This is a genomic window from Pseudonocardia sp. GCM10023141 (assembly GCF_042653605.1).
In genome coordinates this window covers 354,440-369,101 of the sequence record NZ_JBHSIR010000009.1, presented here as the reverse complement: position 1 = coordinate 369,101, position 14,662 = coordinate 354,440, and the positions used below count along the sequence as shown (strand labels likewise).

Here is a 14,662-nt window from a genome sequence, read left to right as displayed (position 1 = left end):
GCAGTGGGACTGCAAGTCAGGAGGAGTCATGATCGAGAGCTCGGTGCCTGCGCTCGCCGGTGTGCACCACGTCAAGCTGCCGGTGTCGGACCTGGCCCGCTCGCGAGCCTGGTACGAGTCGCGTCTCGGCTACCGGTTGTTGATCGAGTTCGCCGAGCGGGGCCAGGTGCGGGGGCTGGTGCTGGGGCACCCGCGCGGCGGTCCGCAGCTCGCGCTCCGGCAGGACCGGGATCGGGCCGTGGCCGCTGCGGGGTTCGACTACTTCTCCATCGGAGTGCCGGACAAGGAGGCCCTGGAGACGCTCGCGGAGCGGCTCACCGCGTTGGGGGAGTCCCATGCCGGGGTGCACCTGGCCAGCATCGGCTGGATCTTGCCGTCGCTGCGTGACCCGGACGGGCACGACCTGCGCTTCTACACCGTCGATCACCACACCGACGTCGATCCCGGTTCCGAGGTCGTTGTGCGGATCGACGATGCGCGAGAGACCGCCGAGCGACGTGAGCGCGAGCTCCCGGTTCGGGGCTGAGGAGTCTCGCGGGCATCTCGTGCTGTGGATTCCTCACCACACGCGCGGCGCGCTGCGGTGGACCGATCACGGCAGCCGACGGTCCAGGATGGCGGTGCGTGGCGTTCCGGTCAGCGCGGGCGACGCCGAAGGGTCGGACCAGACCTGCTCCTGGAGGAATCGGAGAAAGGTGCTCGCCTGCGCGGCGGCGTCGAAATCGAGGGTGATCACGACGTAGGCGGGGTCGTCCACGGGCTGGTAGATGCGCTCCGCGGTGACGCCGCCTGCGCGGCGGCGCTGCGCGAAGCGGTCGAATGCTGTCTGCCAGGTCGCGAAGTCGAGGACGGGGTGCTCGATGAGGAGGGTTGCCATGGTGCGACGGTAGGGACGGCCTCGCCGTCGCCACCATCCCAAGTCGTTGGGGGGGTGGACGTCTCGTCGTTTCCGAGCAGGCTGTCGCGATGACCGCCGCAGCCGTGAACGCAGCCATGACCGCAGCGGTCGTCCGGATCCGGAGACTGTGCGAGCAGCCCGAAAGCGAGCGGGTCCTGCGTGCTGAGGTGCTGCGCGAGATCCGTGCGGTGGTCCCGTTCGACTTCTACGTCTGGGTCGGCACCGACCCGGTGACCCGTGTCGGTGCCACACCGCTCGCCGAGGTCCCGTCGCCTGCCGACCTGCCGTTGGTCATCCGTCTCAAGTACGCCACCGCAGCGCTGCGCTGGACGGGCCTGCCGGCCGATCGTGTCCTCACCCTGGCCGGGTGGCGCGGGCCCGAACCCGGGGACCGACCGGCCGCGGATCTGCCGTGGCGGGACCTGCTCAACGGGTACGGGGTACACGATGTGGCCTCGGTCGTTCTGCGCGACCGGTTCGGCTGCTGGGGCTTCATCGACCTGTGGCGCAGCGCAACGGGGCCCGCCTTCACGCCTGCCGAGCAGGGCTTCCTCGCCGGCCTGCTGCCCATCCTCACGCGTGCCGTCCGCCGATCGGTCGGCGCGACGTTCCACCGGGGCGCGCCGGCAACCGCGGGTCCTGCGGTGCTCCTGCTGGCAGAGTCGCTCGCACCGCAGTCGTTCACGCCGCAGGCCGACGTCCGGCTGCGAGCGCTCCTTCCCACCCCGCCGGAACACTCGCCGGTGCCGGCGATCGCCCTCAACGTCGCCGCCCAACTGCTGGCGGTCGAAGGCGGTGTCGACGACCGTCCCGCGATGACGCGGGGGTACGCGGGCGGGCGGTGGTTGATCGTGCGGGCCGCCCGGCTCGGCCCAGCCGGCGGGCCGGCCCGTGACATCGTTGTGACGCTGGAGGACGCCACCACCGCCGACCGCCTCGAGGTCTACCGCCGGGCCATCGGCCTGACAGCGCGGGAGACCGATGTGCTCGGCCGCCTCGTCGACGGAGCCGACACCCGCTCGACGGCACGGGCACTCGGGATCGTCGAGGTCACCGTCAACGACCACCTGAAGTCGATCTTCGCCAAGTCCGGGACCAACAGCAGGCGCGAGCTCATCGCCCGCCTCACGGGATGACTCTCGCGTCTGGACCGCGAACGGCACTGGGTGCGGATTCTCGATGAGGTTGCCACTGCTAGACCAGATCTCGGTCGGTCGCGATGGGCCCGGCCGACCGCGTAAACGACCCGAGCGGGTACTGGCCGACAAGGCCTGCTCCGACCCCTCGATCCGCACCGCGCTGCGGCGACGCGGGATCGCGTTCACCAGCCCGGAGAAGTCCGACCAGATCGCCCGTCGCGCCGCCAAAGGGTCCCGCGGCGGACGTCCACCCGCCTTCGACCCGCTCGTCTACGCCGACCGCAACGTCGTCGAGCGCTGCTTCAACCGACTCAAGCAGTTCCGCGGACTCGCCATCCGCTACGCCACACGCGCCGCCTGCTTCCGCAGCGAACACGTCATCGCCGCGATCGTGTTGTGGCTGCGCACCGGCTCACAGGACACGGCCTGGGCTAGGCACTGCCGCCCGGTGGAAAATCGGGTAACTGCCCTATATCTGAGCCCGGTCCGACGCGTTCTTCGTATCACCGGTCCGAAGCCGTTGCCGCCGGGGTGTCACCCCTCAGGATCGCCGCTGCGTCGCGGACGGCGTCGACGATGAACTGGTAGCCGGTACAGCGGCAGATGTTGCCGGACAGGCCCTCGCGGATCTCGGCGTCGGTGGGATCGGGGTTGTCGGCGAGCATCTCCTGGACGGTGAGCAGGATGCCCGGGGTGCAGAATCCGCACTGCAATCCGTGGTGCTTCCAGAAGGCCTCCTGCAGCGGGTGCAGTTCGGACCCGTTCGCGAGGTCTTCGACGGTCGTGATCTCGGCGCCGTCGGCCTGCACGGCGAGGGTGCAGCAGGATCGTGCGGTGCGGCCGTCGAGGAGCACGGTGCATGCACCGCAGACGCCGTGCTCGCATCCGAGGTGGACACCGGTCTTCCCGCAGTCGCGGCGGAGGAAGTCCGCGAGGGTGCGGCGGGGCTCGACGTGGCGGTCCACGTGCTCGCCGTTGACGGTCATCGATACCGTGCGGCCGACGCGGGTGGGGGTGCTCATGCCGCTCTCCTCTGCTCGGTGCTGGTCAGGAGCCGCTGGAGGCATCGTCGGGTGAGGACCTCCGTCAGGGTGCGGCGATAGTCGGCGGGTCCGTGGATGTCGGAGACGGGATCGATCGCTCCCGCGGCCGCCGCGGCGGCCGCGAGCACGAGATCGGTCGACGGGGTCTGGTCGCGGAGCAACCCCTCGGCCGCGTCGGCCCGGACGGGTGTGGGGCCTGCGCCCGCCAGACTGATCCGCACGTCCGCCACCGCGCCGGACTCGTCGACGCGGGCGGAGCCCATGACGGCCACGACCGCGAAGTCGCCGTGGCGACGAGCGAACTCCTCTACGGCCACGACGGTCCCGGCGGGCTGTTTCGGGATGCGGATGGCCGTCAGGATCTCGTCGGGTTCGAGCGCGCTCACGAGGAAGCTGCGGAAGAAGTCCGCTGCGGGGATCGTTCGCCTGCCGTTCGGGCCGACGACGACGAGGTCGGCGTCGAGCGCGCGGAGGACGGCCGGGGTCTCGGCCGCTGGATCGGAGTGCGCGGCACTGCCGCCCAGCGTGCCCCGGTTGCGGATGGTGACGTGGCCGGAGTAGCGCAGGGCTGCGGGTAGCAGCGGGACGGTCGACCTGATCGCCGATGAGGTCTCGACGTCGCGGGTCCGGGTCATCGCGCCGATCTCCACGATCTCGCCGTCAGCCCGGATGTAGGCGAGCTCGGGAAGACTGCCGAGGTCGACGAGGACGGTGGGTTGGGCCAGGCGCATCGCGAGGAGCGGGATCAGGCTCTGCCCGCCGGCGAGGACCTTGGCGTCGCCATCCCCGGCCACGAGCGTGTCGATGGCGTGGTCGAGGCTCATGGCGCGGACGTGGTCGAACGGTGCGGGCTTCACGAGGTCGCCTCCGCGTTGTGGTTTGCCGACGCCTGGGCGATCGCGTACAGCAGTCGAGGTGGGGTCACCGGTAGCCGGGTGAGCTCGAGGGTGATGTCGGGGAGGGCGTTCTCGATGGCCGCGGTGATCGCCGAGGCGGCGCCGATGGTGCCGGCTTCGCCCATGCCCTTGAACCCGCCGGGGATGTGATCGGCCGTGGTGCTCATGTGCAGCGTCTCGAAGGGCGGGAGCTCGGACGCGGTCGGGATGAGGTAGTCCATGAACGTCGTCGTCAGGGGCTGGCCCTCGTCGCTGTAGACGATCTCCTCGAACAGCGCACCACCGATGCCCTGGGCGGCACCGCCGTGGATCTGCCCGTCGACGATCGTCGGGTTGATGACCGTTCCGCAGTCGTGCACGACGAGGTAGTCGAGCAAGGTGACCCGGCCGGTCTCCCGGTCGACCTCGGCCAGCACGGCGGTCGTGCCGAACGAGAAGGCCACGTTCTCGGGGTCGAGGACGTCGCGCTCCTCGAGCGCGGGGTCCTCACCATCGGGCAGCTTGCCGTCGAGACGGCGGTAGGCGGCGTCGCCGATCTCGCGCATGGTGACCGACGGCCCGCCGGAGGTGCCGCGGACGGAGATGAGGCCGTCCTGGATCTCCAGGTCGTCGGCCGAGGCCTCGAGGATGTGCGCCGCGATGCGCAGCACCTTGGCGCGCAGCCGGGTGCTCGCCCGCAGCAGCGCCCCGCCGCCGAGCGCGGCGCCGCGGCTGGCGCCCGTGCCGTAGCCGGTGAACGGATTGGTCTGGGTGTCACCGGACAGCACCGTGACCGAGTCGAGGGGAACGCCGAGGGTGTGGGCCGCGACCTGGGCGAGCGCGGTCTCGATGCCCTGGCCCATCGCGGAGAGCCCGGTGCGGACAGTGACCCCGCCCGCGGAGTCGATCCGCACGATCTCCTCGTCGAACGACGAGTGCTGGAGCCCGGCCTGGTTCATGATCTTGCTGGGGCCCAGTGCGCTGATCTCGATGTGGAAGCCGTAGCCGACCCCGAGCGACCGGCCCTCGCTCGCCGCTGCGTCACGACGGGCGAGCCAGCCGCGCTCCGCGACGGCCTTCTCCGCCATCTCCAGGCACTCGACGTAGTTGCCGCTGTCGTAGTAGAAGACCTGGCTGACGTACGGGAACGCGTCCGGTGCGATCAGGTTGCGACGGCGGACGTCGTTGGCCGACATCCCGAGCTCGCGCGCGAGCTTCTCGATGATCCGCTCGTGGGCGAAGTTCGCCTTCGGCTGTCCCCACCCGCGGTAGGACCCGTACGGCGAGCGGTTGGTGACGACACCGACGACGGTCGTCTCGACGTTCGGGATGTCGTACGGGCCGGCCATGAGCGCCATCGTCAGCCAGCACGGTCCGATCCCGACGGTGGCGAGCTGGCCGCCGAGCACGGCCCACACCGTGCCCCGCATGCCGATGATGGTGCCGTCGGATCTGGCGGCGAGGGACACCTCGATGCGTTGCTCGCGCGAGTGGGCGTTGGCGACGAAGCTCTCGAGCCGGTCCTCGATGATCTTCACCGGGCGACCGGTCCGCTTGGACAGGAGCGCGGCGAGCACCTCCTCGGCGTAGAAGTCGAACTTGTTGCCGAACCCGCCCCCGACGTGCGGGGTCCGCACCCTGATGTGGTCGACGGGTAGCCCGAGGACCTCTCCGAGCAGGTCACGGGTGAGGTTGGGGGACTGGGTGGACATCCAGCCCTCGAGGCGGTTCGTGAACGGGTCCCACGACATGACCGCGCCGCGCGTCTCGAGCGGTGCGCCCATCTGCCTGCCGTAGCTCAGCGTCTCGGTGACGATCACGTCGGCCTCGGCGAAGGCGGTCGCGGCGTCCCCCTTCGGGATCGTCTGGCGGCAGCTCACGTTGTCGGGCCAGTCCTCGTAGAGCAGCGGCGCGTCCGCGGCCAGTGCGTCGTCGAGGGTCACGACCGGCTGGAGCAGCTCGTACTCGACCTCGATGAGCCCCAATGCGTCCTCGGCCACGTAGCGGTCGACGGCGGCGACGGCCGCTACGGGCTGGCCGACGAAGCGCACCTTGTCCACGGCCATCGCGTACTGCTCGGTCATCAGCTGGTCGGGGATCATCCGCCACACGACGGGCTGCGGGGTCGCACAGGACTCCTGGACCTCCGCGCCGGTCAGGACAGCGAAGACGCCGGGTAGCTCCAGCGCCGCGCTCGCGTCGACGCTCAGGATCCGGGCGTGCGGATGCGGGCTGCGCAGGACCGCAGCCTCCAGCATGCCGGGCACCACGACGTCGTCGACGAACTGCGCCCGCCCGGTCAACAGGGCCGGGTCTTCCTTTCGGCGCACGCGTGCACCGATCAATCCGGGTGGTACGTGTTGCGAGGTCACGATCAGCCCTTCGACGGTGGGTGCCGGGCGCGCAGCAGCTCTTTCGGGATGCGAGCCAGCGTCGATCCTCTGCGGGTGGGTGTCCATTGACGGATCAGCCGAAGCTCGCCGCCCCGGTTCGCCGGACCGTCAATTGCCCTGTGCCGGGGAGCACGCCGAGACTCGTCGTCGACCCACGGCGGTGCCCACGTGCATCCGCCCGTCCGCCACCTGCGGAGGAACCCATGAGTGCGAACACCCCTGTCGGTGTCTTCGTCGCGACGTCGACTCCGCCGGAGCGGATCCCGAACCTGGCCGCCACCGCCGAGCGCCTCGGCTACAGCGAGGTGTGGGTGGCGGAGGACTACTTCTGCTACGGCGGGTTCACCGGTGCTGCGCTCGCGTTGGGGGCGACCGAGCACGTCAAGGTCGGGCTCGGCGTCGCCGCCTCCGTGGCGCGGCACCCGGCCGTCACCGCGATGGAGATCGCGACGCTGGCCCGCGCGTACCCGCAGCGGTTCCTGCCCGGCATCGGGCACGGCGTGCCGTTCTGGACCAACCAGATGGGCCTGACGGCGAAGTCGCCCCTCACCGCGTTGACGGAGTGCATCGACGGCGTGCGTGCACTGCTGGCCGGCGAGACCGTCGACATCGAAGGACGGCAGTTCACCTTTCGTTCGGTCACCGCCACGCACCCGGTGGACGACGACGTCCCGCTGCTGACCGGCGTGCTCGGCCCGAAGTCGCTGCGCCTGTCGGGGAAGATCGCGGACGGCACCGTGATGAGCGTGCTGGCCGGCACCGCCTACCTGGAATCGGCGCTCGGCCACATCCACGAGGGGATGGCCGAGTCGGGGCGCACGCAGCACCAGGTGCCGACGTTCGCGCTGTTCAGCGTGGCCAAGGACAGCAAGCAGGCCCGTGCCGCCGTCCGGCCGACCCTTGCCGCCTACATCGCCGCGGTGGGCGCGCACAACCCGCTGACCGGCGCGCTCGGCTACAACGACCACATCGCGACGCTGCTGGACGAGGGCGCCGACACGATGGCGGACAAGCTGCCCGACGAGTGGATCGACACCCTCGCCGTTGCCGGCGATCCCGACGAGGTGGCCGCGCGCATCACCGCACTGCGCGCTGCCGGCGCGACGAGCGTCGTCCTCTCGCCGGTCAACGCGGACAGCGCGCTCGACGAGCTGGAACTGGCCGCCTCGGCGGTGCTCCCGCAGCTGTCCTGAGGCCCGCGCACAGTTCGCCGAGGACGTGCCGCCGCTGCTGCGCGTCTCGCCCGTACCCGCCTGACCCGACCCACCGAGCAGGGAGAAGACATGGCCGACAACGTCAACAACGACAGCGACATCAAGGAGATCCTCGCGGTCCACCAGTCCTGGCTGGAGTCGAACAACGACCTGATCGCGGAGAAGATGTACCCCAACTTCGCCAACCCGGGGTACCTGCAGTTCAACCTCAACGGGCACCAGTACGACAGCGTCGACGAGAAGGTGCGGCTCTGGGAGGGCCTGCACCAGATCGGCTTCAACCTCTCGGACATGAAGATCGTCGAGGAGCCGAAGGTGCACGCCGAGGGCAACCTCGGCTACCTCACCACCTACTGGAGCGCTCAGGTCTCCGGCGACAAGGGCACCGGTGTGCTCGAGCCCGATCCCGAGCCGCTCGTCTTCCGCGTCACCGAGGTCTACCGACGCGACGACGGCAAGGGCAACCCGGTCTGGAAGATCTGGCACTTCCACGCGTCGCCGATCGCGTCGCCGGACGCGCCGCGGTTCCCGCAGGACGCCTGAGCACTCGCGGCGCCCGACCACCCCTCAGTCTGGAGTACGCATCCGATGCCGAACGCCGAACGTCGCTCGACGCCGGGCGCGACCGGGGAGCTGTCCTACCTGGCCTGGCCCTCGCCCTCGGCGATGACGCCGATCCTCTACCTGCATCCGGTCAACACCGCCGCCGCGGTGTGGGAGGCGGTCGCGACGGAACTGGGCGCCGACAGGCGGGCCGTCGCCGTGGACTACCGCGCACATGGGCGGTCCGCAGCGGGCGGTCCCTACTACCCGGCCGACTACGCGGCCGACGCTCTGGCCGTACTCGACGCCTCGGGCATCGAACGGGCGCATCTGGTCTGTGGGTCCATCGGCGGTGCGGTGGCGGTCGAGCTCACTGCCGCGGCACCCGGTCGGGTGGCGAGCATCGCCGCGTTCGGAGCGACGCTGGCACTGGGCTGGCCGGCAGAGACGCTCGACGAGGTCGAACGCGACCTGCGCGCGCTCGGGGTGCGTCAGTGGTTCGTCCGGCACGGCGCCGAGATCCTCGGTCCGGCGGCGCGCGCCGAGGCCGAGGCCGAACTGGTCGCCGTGGCCGTGGCGGGGCGCCGCGGTGATCGAGACCTGGACACCGTCGTCGACGTGCTGCGCACCACCTTCGGGCTCGCCGACTCGCGGCCCGCGGCCGCCGCGATCGCGGATCCACCGCCGACCCGCGTGTTCGTCGGTTCCCACGACCCCACCTGCCCGCCCGCGATGGCGCACGAGCTGGCCGCGGCACTGCACGGCGATGTCGAGGTCATCCCCGACATCGGGCACCTCCCGATGCTCGAGGACCCGCTGGGAACCGCGGCCGCCGTCCGCGCGTTCCACACGGCGCTCGACACGGTGTCGCCGTGACGTACTCCATCGTTGCCAGGGACGGGCGCACCGGACAGCTCGGCGTCGCCTGCGAATCCCACTTCTTCGCGCCGGGCGCCGCGGTGACCTGGGCACGTCCCGGCGTCGGGGCCATCGCCACCCAGGCATTCGTCGACGGCCGCTACGGCGGCGTCGGCATGGACCTGCTCGCCACCGGAGTCACGGCCGGCGCCGTTCTGGATCGGCTCACCGGGGAGGACACCCACCCGGAGGTGCGGCAGGTCGGGCTCGTCGCCGCCGACGGGGACGCCGCGTCGTGGACCGGACAGGCCTGCATCGCCGCCGCGGGCGGCATTGTCGACGGACCCGTCGCCGTGCAGGGCAACATGCTGGACAACGCCGACGTCCTGCCCGCCATGCTCAGGGCCTATCACGCGGCGGCGGGAGACCTCGCCGAACGGTTGATGGTCGCCATGGAGGCGGCCGAGGCGGCAGGCGGGGACATCCGCGGCAGCCAGGGCGCCGCGCTGCTCGTCGTCGACGGCGAACAGGTTGATGACCCCTGGAACCACACGCCCGTCGACCTGCGCGTGGAGGACCACGCCGATCCCATCGCCGAGCTGCGCCGGTTGCTCGGTTACCGGCGCGCCTTCGACGCGGTCTCCGCGACGATGTTCGCGCCGGGGCTCATGGTCGGGCCGTATGCCGAGCCGTCCGCCGGAGATCGGGATCGGGCCCTCGATCGACTGGCCGCCGCGGCGCAGGTCATGACGGGCAATCCGGAGGCCGAGCTCTGGAGCGGCGTGCTGCTGGCCCGATCCGGTGACCTGGATGCTGCGCGCGCGCAGCTCGCCGGGCCGCTGCTGCTCAACGGGAGGCTCGCGGTGTTCCTCGGCCGCCTCGCCGACGCGGGTTTCCTCGACCACGATGACGTGGAGAAACTCAGATGACGGCGGCATCCCTCGCCAGGAGGATCCGCTCGGCGGTCGACGTCGAAGCGGTGGTTTCCCTGACCGGTGATCTCGTGCGGATCCGGTCGGAGAACCCGCCTGGCCGCGAGTCACCTGTCGTCGATCATCTCCGCTCGGCGTTCGCCGACATGGGGATCGGTGACACCGACATCGTGGAGCCCGCGCCCGGTCGGCAGAGCCTGCTGGTCTCCACGGCGCCGGCAGGCAGCCAGAAGCCCGTTCTCCTGGTCAACGGGCACCTCGACACCGTGCCCGCCCGGGCGGCGGGCTGGCGACACGATCCGTTCGGGGGCGAGGTGCGCGACGGTCGCCTCTACGGTCGGGGAGCGGCCGACATGAAGGGTGGCGTCGCCGCGGCGATCATCGCGCTGCAGGTGTGTCGCGGCCTGGACCTCGAGCTGCCCTGCGAGGTGGTCTTCCACCTCGTCGCCGACGAGGAACTGGGTGGCGAGCTCGGCACCGCGGAGCTCGTGCGCCGTGGCCTGGTGCGGGCCGACGCCTGCCTCGCCCCCGAACCGACCGGCCTCCGGCTGTGTCTGGCCGAACGCGGACTGATGTTCGCCCGCGTCGTCACCCGCGGTATCCCCGCACACGGCAGCGAGCCCGCGAAGGGTCGCAGCGCGATCATGAGTGCCGCCGCGATCGCGCAGGTGCTCCACGACAACGTCTTCCCGCAGACCCCGCACCCGCTGCTGGGGACCACGACCTGCAACGTCGGGATGATCCGCGGTGGCAGCGGACCCAACGTGGTGCCCGAGGAGTGCGAGCTGCGGATCGATCGGCGCGTGCTCCCCGGTGACACCGAGGAGAGCGCCCTTCGCGGGATCGTCGATCGGATCGCCTCGCTGGGACTCGTTCCCGGGACCGATTACGAGCTCGAGGTCGACACGTTCTGCGAACCGTCGGAGATCGACAGCAGGCATCCGTTCGTGGCGAGTGTTGCGCAGTCCTACGAGGCGATGACGGGCCGACGGCCGGACGTGACGGGCCTGCCGTTCACCACCGACGCCCGATTCATGCGCAACCAGCTCGCCATCCCCGCGGTGGTGTTCGGACCCGGTGATCTCGAGGTCGCGCACGCCGTGGACGAGTACGTCGACATCGATGCGCTGGTCACGGCCGTTGCGGTGTATGCGCATCTCATGGCGACCTTTACAGGGACGCAACGCCTGCGGCACGATCCGGGGCGGTCCTCCGGCGACACTGAGGTCGAAGGGGCGCAGGTCCTGCACTGAGATCTACCCGGAGGAGGACCACGATGGCATCCTCCCCACACACCACGGCCCTCACCCTCGGCACCTTCCTCGGCATGGTCGGCGGCGACTACGTCGACGTGATCCACGCACCGGCCGGGCTCGAGATCCCGATCGTCGCCGTGCTGATCCATGACACCTCCACGGTCGGCCAGGTGAACGCCGGTGACCTCGTCCTGGGCATCGGCATGCGCATCGACGGTCGCGACGTCGAGGCGCTGACGCAGCAGTTCGGCGCCCACGTCGTCCTCGTCTTCAAGATCGCTGCGGAGCGCGATCGCGAGCGACTCCAGGAACTGGCCGTGGCATCGGGCGCGACCGTGCTCGCCGTGGCGCCCGAGATGTCGTGGGACCAGCTGCACGTCCTTGCCCGCCAGTCCATCTCGTCGGCCTCGGCGACGGTCTCCGACGAGCGCGGCGTCGCCTTCGGTGACCTGTTCGCACTGGCCAACTCGGCGGCGGCGACGCTCGAGGGTCCGGTCATCATCGACGACGACCGCATGGAGGTCATCGCGTTCTCCAGCCTGGGCGACGAGATCGACGAGATCCGCCAGCAGTCGATCCTGCAGCGGCGACCGCCCAAGGAGTTCATCGCGTGGTGCGAGTCGACCGGGATCCTCCCGCGCGTGCGACAGAGCCTGCGGCCGGTGCGGGTCGTGCCGCCGGACGGCGCGACCCGGCTCGTCACGGCCATCCGCGGTGGCAGCGACATCCTCGGGTACATCTGGGTCGCCGAGTCCAAGCGTGAACTGGACCAGCAGTCGGAGGATCTACTGGCCGAGGTCGCCAGGGTGGCCGCGATGCAGTTGCTCCGGTCCCGCATCACCGAGGACCTCGACCGTCGACTGCGCAGTGACCTGCTGCGCAACGCCCTGTCCGGGCGCGGCAACGTGCAGACGGTCGAGGCCCGTATCGGCGTGGCGGGGCGCCCCTTCCGGCTTGTCGCGTTCGCCCCCGAGCACGCCCCACCTCCCGGGCGCAACGACAGCGACCTTGCGCTGCGCCCCGTGGAGGACGTGGTGGCGTTGCGGGTCGAGGCCTCCTACCGCCGAGGTGCCGTCACGTCCTGCAACGGCCGGATCTACGCGATGATCCCGGTCGTCGACGACCGGCCCCCGGCAGCGGACGTGCAGGCGCTGGCCACCGAGATCGTGGGGCAGGTGCGCCGCCAGCTGCACGTCGAGCTCCGCGCCGCCGTCAGCGGTGAGGTCGCCGGCGTCGCCCAGGTGACCGAGGCCCGTCAGGACGTCGATCGCCTGCTCAACATGCCGTTGCTCGACGAGCAGCGACGCGTTGTGCTGTTCGACGAGTCGATCGCCAGAGCGATCATGTCCGAGCTGACCGAACTGATCGTCGAGCGTCCTCGGCTGCTGCAGGGTGGCGTCGCGGGCATGGTCGTCAGCGACCGTGACCGAGGCACGGAGTACCTGCCGAGCCTGCAGGCGTTCTTCGGGGCCGGCGGCGATCTCACGGCGGCCGCTCGGACGCTCTACGTGCACCGCAACACCCTCAAGTACCGGCTGACCCGGATCCGTGATGCCTTCGGGGTCGACGTCGAGGACCCGGTCCAGCGGCTCGTCGCTGAGCTGCAGGTGGCCGTCTTCATCGCGCAACCCGACCTGCAGGCGGCGCTGGAGCCGTCGTCCGCGCCAGACGCTCACCCAGGTCACTGACAAGAGGCCACATCGGGACCCGGCGGAAGGCATGGCGGTGCGCGACCGGGGTCCGGGTCGAGCGTCGTCTGTTGCTGACGAGTTGGTGGTGGACCACGTCAGCGTCTCGCGGACGCCGCTATGGTCCGCTCGTGACCGACACGAACCGGGACTTCAGCGGCCTTTCGGCTCTGTTCATCAACACGACGCTGACGCGATCGCCGGCGCGCAGCCATACCCAGCTGCTGATCGACGCGAGCGTGTCGATCATGGCTGCGCAGGGCGTGCGGGTCGACCAGTTCCGCTCGGTGGATCACCCCATCGCGAGCGGTGTCTACCCCGATATGCGCGAGCACGGGTGGGAGGTCGACGCCTGGCCGGAGCTGTTCCCACGGGTGCTGGCCGCCGACATCCTCGTCATCGGCGGCCCGATCTGGCTCGGTGACAACAGCAGCGAGACGAAGAAGGTCATCGAGCGGCTCTATGCGCACTCCGGTGAGCTCAACGACCGGGGGCAGTGGCTCTACTACGGCAAGGTCGGCGGCTGCCTGATCACCGGGAACGAGGACGGGATCAAGCACTGCGCGTCCAATGTGCTCTACAGCTTGCAGCACATCGGCTACAGCGTGGCGCCGCAGTCCGACGCCGGGTGGATCGGGGAGGCCGGTCCGGGACCGAGCTACGGCGACCAGCTCGAGGACGGCTCACTGGCCGGGGTCGACAACGAGTTCACCCAGCGCAACACCACGTTCATGACCTGGAACCTGCTGCACCTGGCGGGGCTCCTTCGAGCGTCCGGAGGCTTTCCCGCCTACGGCAACCAGCGCCGGGAGTGGGACGCCGGTGCCCGCTTCGACTATCCCAATCCCGAGTACCGGTCCTGATCGTCTCGGGAGGCGAGGGTCGCGATCGTGCCGGACCGGCCACCGTCGAGGACCGATGAGTTGTGCGATCTCGGAGGGTCTGGTCGGTATGGAGACTCTTCTTCGGGTCGGCGGGGTCGAGCTGTGCGTCGACACCGCCGGCTCGCCGACCGACCCGGCCCTGTTGCTGATCGGCACCACCGTCGCCAGCTGGGACGACGAGCTCGTCGAACGGCTCACCGGGCGGTACGTCATCCGGTACGACCTGCGTGACGCCGGCCGGTCCACCACCGTCGACCCTGACTCGCCCGGCTACTCGCTGCGCGACCTCGTCACCGACGCCGTCGGCGTGCTCGACGCGCTCGGCATCGCTCGCGCGCACGTCGCGGGCCTCGCGACCGGCGGCTTCATCGCCCAACTCGTGGCACTGGACCATCCGTCGCGGGTGGCCTCGCTCGTGCTGATCGGCACTCGCCCGGTCGCGCCGGGCCCGGTCGACGACGACCTGCCCGACCACTCCCCGACGATCATGGCCCATTTCGGTGGCGCCGCTGCGGTCGACTGGAGCGACCGCACGTCGATCCTGGACGGTGCGGTGGCCACGGCCCGCGTGCTCTCCGGCTCGCCCCACTTCGACGCCGTCGAGGCCCGCGCCCACGCGGCCGGTGTCCTCGACCGGGCCGGTCCGCATCCGGCGTCGGCGCGCAACGGCCTGATGAGCACCGTGTTCGCCCGGCTCGACTGCACACCACGCTGGCGGATGAGGCTCTCGGAGATCAGCGCACCGACGCTGGTGGTGCACGGGGCGGCCGACCCGTTCTTCCCGGTGGGCAACGCGCAGGCGCTGGCCAGGGAGATCCCCGGCGCCACCCTGAGGGTCCTCGACGGGGTCGGCGCGGAGCTCCCTCGCAGGGCACACGCGCAGGTGGCCGAGGCGATGCTCACGCACACGGCGCCGTAGCTCGATTCGCCCCCACATTC

At 70.6% G+C, this 14,662-nt stretch carries 15 protein-coding genes; 11 read left to right on the top strand and 4 right to left on the bottom strand.

Features of this window, described 5'->3' with window-relative positions:
• Positions 1-28 precede the first annotated feature (28 nt).
• Complete coding sequence (locus tag ACFPFQ_RS06575) at positions 29-526, top strand: VOC family protein (RefSeq protein WP_379615793.1); 498 nt, start codon at positions 29-31, stop codon at positions 524-526.
• A 66-nt stretch (positions 527-592) separates the two neighbouring features.
• Here ACFPFQ_RS06575 and ACFPFQ_RS06570 read toward each other — a convergent pair whose 3' ends face one another.
• Positions 593-877, bottom strand: coding sequence for a hypothetical protein (locus ACFPFQ_RS06570; RefSeq protein ID WP_379615791.1), 285 nt, complete (start codon positions 875-877; stop codon positions 593-595).
• 89 nt (positions 878-966) lie between these two features.
• Between ACFPFQ_RS06570 and ACFPFQ_RS06565 the strand changes: the two genes are divergently transcribed.
• Both ACFPFQ_RS06565 and ACFPFQ_RS06560 read left to right on the top strand, forming a co-directional pair.
• On the top strand, positions 967-2,034 hold the full coding sequence (locus ACFPFQ_RS06565) for a helix-turn-helix transcriptional regulator (protein ID WP_379615789.1): 1,068 nt from the start codon (positions 967-969) through the stop codon (positions 2,032-2,034).
• Positions 2,035-2,077: 43 nt separating this feature from the next.
• Entirely contained in the window at positions 2,078-2,617 is a 540-nt protein-coding gene (locus ACFPFQ_RS06560; protein ID WP_379615787.1) for a transposase, read from the top strand.
• Here the strand turns inward: ACFPFQ_RS06560 and ACFPFQ_RS06555 are convergent.
• Genes ACFPFQ_RS06555 through ACFPFQ_RS06545 form a run of 3 tightly spaced genes read right to left on the bottom strand, consistent with a single transcriptional unit; the run spans position 2,541 to position 6,285 of the window.
• Complete coding sequence (locus tag ACFPFQ_RS06555) at positions 2,541-3,059, bottom strand: (2Fe-2S)-binding protein (protein WP_379615785.1); 519 nt, start codon at positions 3,057-3,059, stop codon at positions 2,541-2,543. The two genes, ACFPFQ_RS06560 and ACFPFQ_RS06555, sit on opposite strands and share 77 nt — an antisense overlap.
• Positions 3,056-3,937: an FAD binding domain-containing protein gene (locus ACFPFQ_RS06550; protein WP_379615783.1), complete on the bottom strand. Its 882-nt coding sequence runs from the start codon at positions 3,935-3,937 to the stop codon at positions 3,056-3,058. Before ACFPFQ_RS06550 ends, ACFPFQ_RS06555 begins: the two co-directional genes overlap by 4 nt.
• A complete protein-coding gene (locus tag ACFPFQ_RS06545; protein ID WP_379615781.1) occupies positions 3,934-6,285 on the bottom strand; it encodes a xanthine dehydrogenase family protein molybdopterin-binding subunit in 2,352 nt (783 codons plus the stop codon). Before ACFPFQ_RS06545 ends, ACFPFQ_RS06550 begins: the two co-directional genes overlap by 4 nt.
• Before the next feature lie 266 nt (positions 6,286-6,551).
• Between ACFPFQ_RS06545 and ACFPFQ_RS06540 the strand changes: the two genes are divergently transcribed.
• The 8 genes from ACFPFQ_RS06540 to ACFPFQ_RS06505 all read left to right on the top strand — a co-directional run bounded on the left by ACFPFQ_RS06540 (position 6,552) and on the right by ACFPFQ_RS06505 (position 14,642).
• A complete protein-coding gene (locus ACFPFQ_RS06540; RefSeq protein WP_379615779.1) occupies positions 6,552-7,541 on the top strand; it encodes an LLM class flavin-dependent oxidoreductase in 990 nt (329 codons plus the stop codon).
• Positions 7,542-7,631: 90 nt separating this feature from the next.
• The gene (locus ACFPFQ_RS06535) at positions 7,632-8,105 is read left to right on the top strand and encodes a YybH family protein (RefSeq protein WP_379615777.1); all 474 of its coding nucleotides are present in this window, start codon (positions 7,632-7,634) and stop codon (positions 8,103-8,105) included.
• Between the two features lie 45 nt (positions 8,106-8,150).
• Positions 8,151-8,981 (top strand): alpha/beta fold hydrolase, encoded by an 831-nt coding sequence (locus tag ACFPFQ_RS06530; RefSeq protein ID WP_379615775.1) that lies wholly within the window; start codon positions 8,151-8,153, stop codon positions 8,979-8,981.
• A complete protein-coding gene (locus ACFPFQ_RS06525; RefSeq protein ID WP_379615773.1) occupies positions 8,978-9,892 on the top strand; it encodes a DUF1028 domain-containing protein in 915 nt (304 codons plus the stop codon). The genes ACFPFQ_RS06530 and ACFPFQ_RS06525 overlap by 4 nt, the downstream gene beginning before the upstream one ends.
• Positions 9,889-11,148: a M20 family metallopeptidase gene (locus tag ACFPFQ_RS06520; RefSeq protein ID WP_379615771.1), complete on the top strand. Its 1,260-nt coding sequence runs from the start codon at positions 9,889-9,891 to the stop codon at positions 11,146-11,148. The genes ACFPFQ_RS06525 and ACFPFQ_RS06520 overlap by 4 nt, the downstream gene beginning before the upstream one ends.
• A gap of 23 nt (positions 11,149-11,171) precedes the next feature.
• On the top strand, positions 11,172-12,839 hold the full coding sequence (locus tag ACFPFQ_RS06515) for a PucR family transcriptional regulator (protein WP_379615769.1): 1,668 nt from the start codon (positions 11,172-11,174) through the stop codon (positions 12,837-12,839).
• A 131-nt stretch (positions 12,840-12,970) separates the two neighbouring features.
• Positions 12,971-13,702 (top strand): flavodoxin family protein, encoded by a 732-nt coding sequence (locus ACFPFQ_RS06510; protein ID WP_379615767.1) that lies wholly within the window; start codon positions 12,971-12,973, stop codon positions 13,700-13,702.
• Positions 13,703-13,790: 88 nt separating this feature from the next.
• On the top strand, positions 13,791-14,642 hold the full coding sequence (locus tag ACFPFQ_RS06505; protein WP_379615765.1) for an alpha/beta fold hydrolase: 852 nt from the start codon (positions 13,791-13,793) through the stop codon (positions 14,640-14,642).
• Positions 14,643-14,662 lie beyond the last annotated feature (20 nt).

Coding starts and splice junctions, on each gene's coding strand:
- ACFPFQ_RS06555 (WP_379615785.1), bottom strand. CDS start 3,059: ATGAGCACCCCCACCCGCGTCGGCCGCACGGTATCGATGACCGTCAAC.
- ACFPFQ_RS06515 (WP_379615769.1), top strand. CDS start 11,172: ATGGCATCCTCCCCACACACCACGGCCCTCACCCTCGGCACCTTCCTC.
- ACFPFQ_RS06505 (WP_379615765.1), top strand. CDS start 13,791: ATGGAGACTCTTCTTCGGGTCGGCGGGGTCGAGCTGTGCGTCGACACC.
- ACFPFQ_RS06520 (WP_379615771.1), top strand. CDS start 9,889: ATGACGGCGGCATCCCTCGCCAGGAGGATCCGCTCGGCGGTCGACGTC.
- ACFPFQ_RS06575 (WP_379615793.1), top strand. CDS start 29: ATGATCGAGAGCTCGGTGCCTGCGCTCGCCGGTGTGCACCACGTCAAG.
- ACFPFQ_RS06540 (WP_379615779.1), top strand. CDS start 6,552: ATGAGTGCGAACACCCCTGTCGGTGTCTTCGTCGCGACGTCGACTCCG.
- ACFPFQ_RS06535 (WP_379615777.1), top strand. CDS start 7,632: ATGGCCGACAACGTCAACAACGACAGCGACATCAAGGAGATCCTCGCG.
- ACFPFQ_RS06560 (WP_379615787.1), top strand. CDS start 2,078: ATGAGGTTGCCACTGCTAGACCAGATCTCGGTCGGTCGCGATGGGCCC.
- ACFPFQ_RS06565 (WP_379615789.1), top strand. CDS start 967: ATGACCGCCGCAGCCGTGAACGCAGCCATGACCGCAGCGGTCGTCCGG.
- ACFPFQ_RS06570 (WP_379615791.1), bottom strand. CDS start 877: ATGGCAACCCTCCTCATCGAGCACCCCGTCCTCGACTTCGCGACCTGG.
- ACFPFQ_RS06530 (WP_379615775.1), top strand. CDS start 8,151: ATGCCGAACGCCGAACGTCGCTCGACGCCGGGCGCGACCGGGGAGCTG.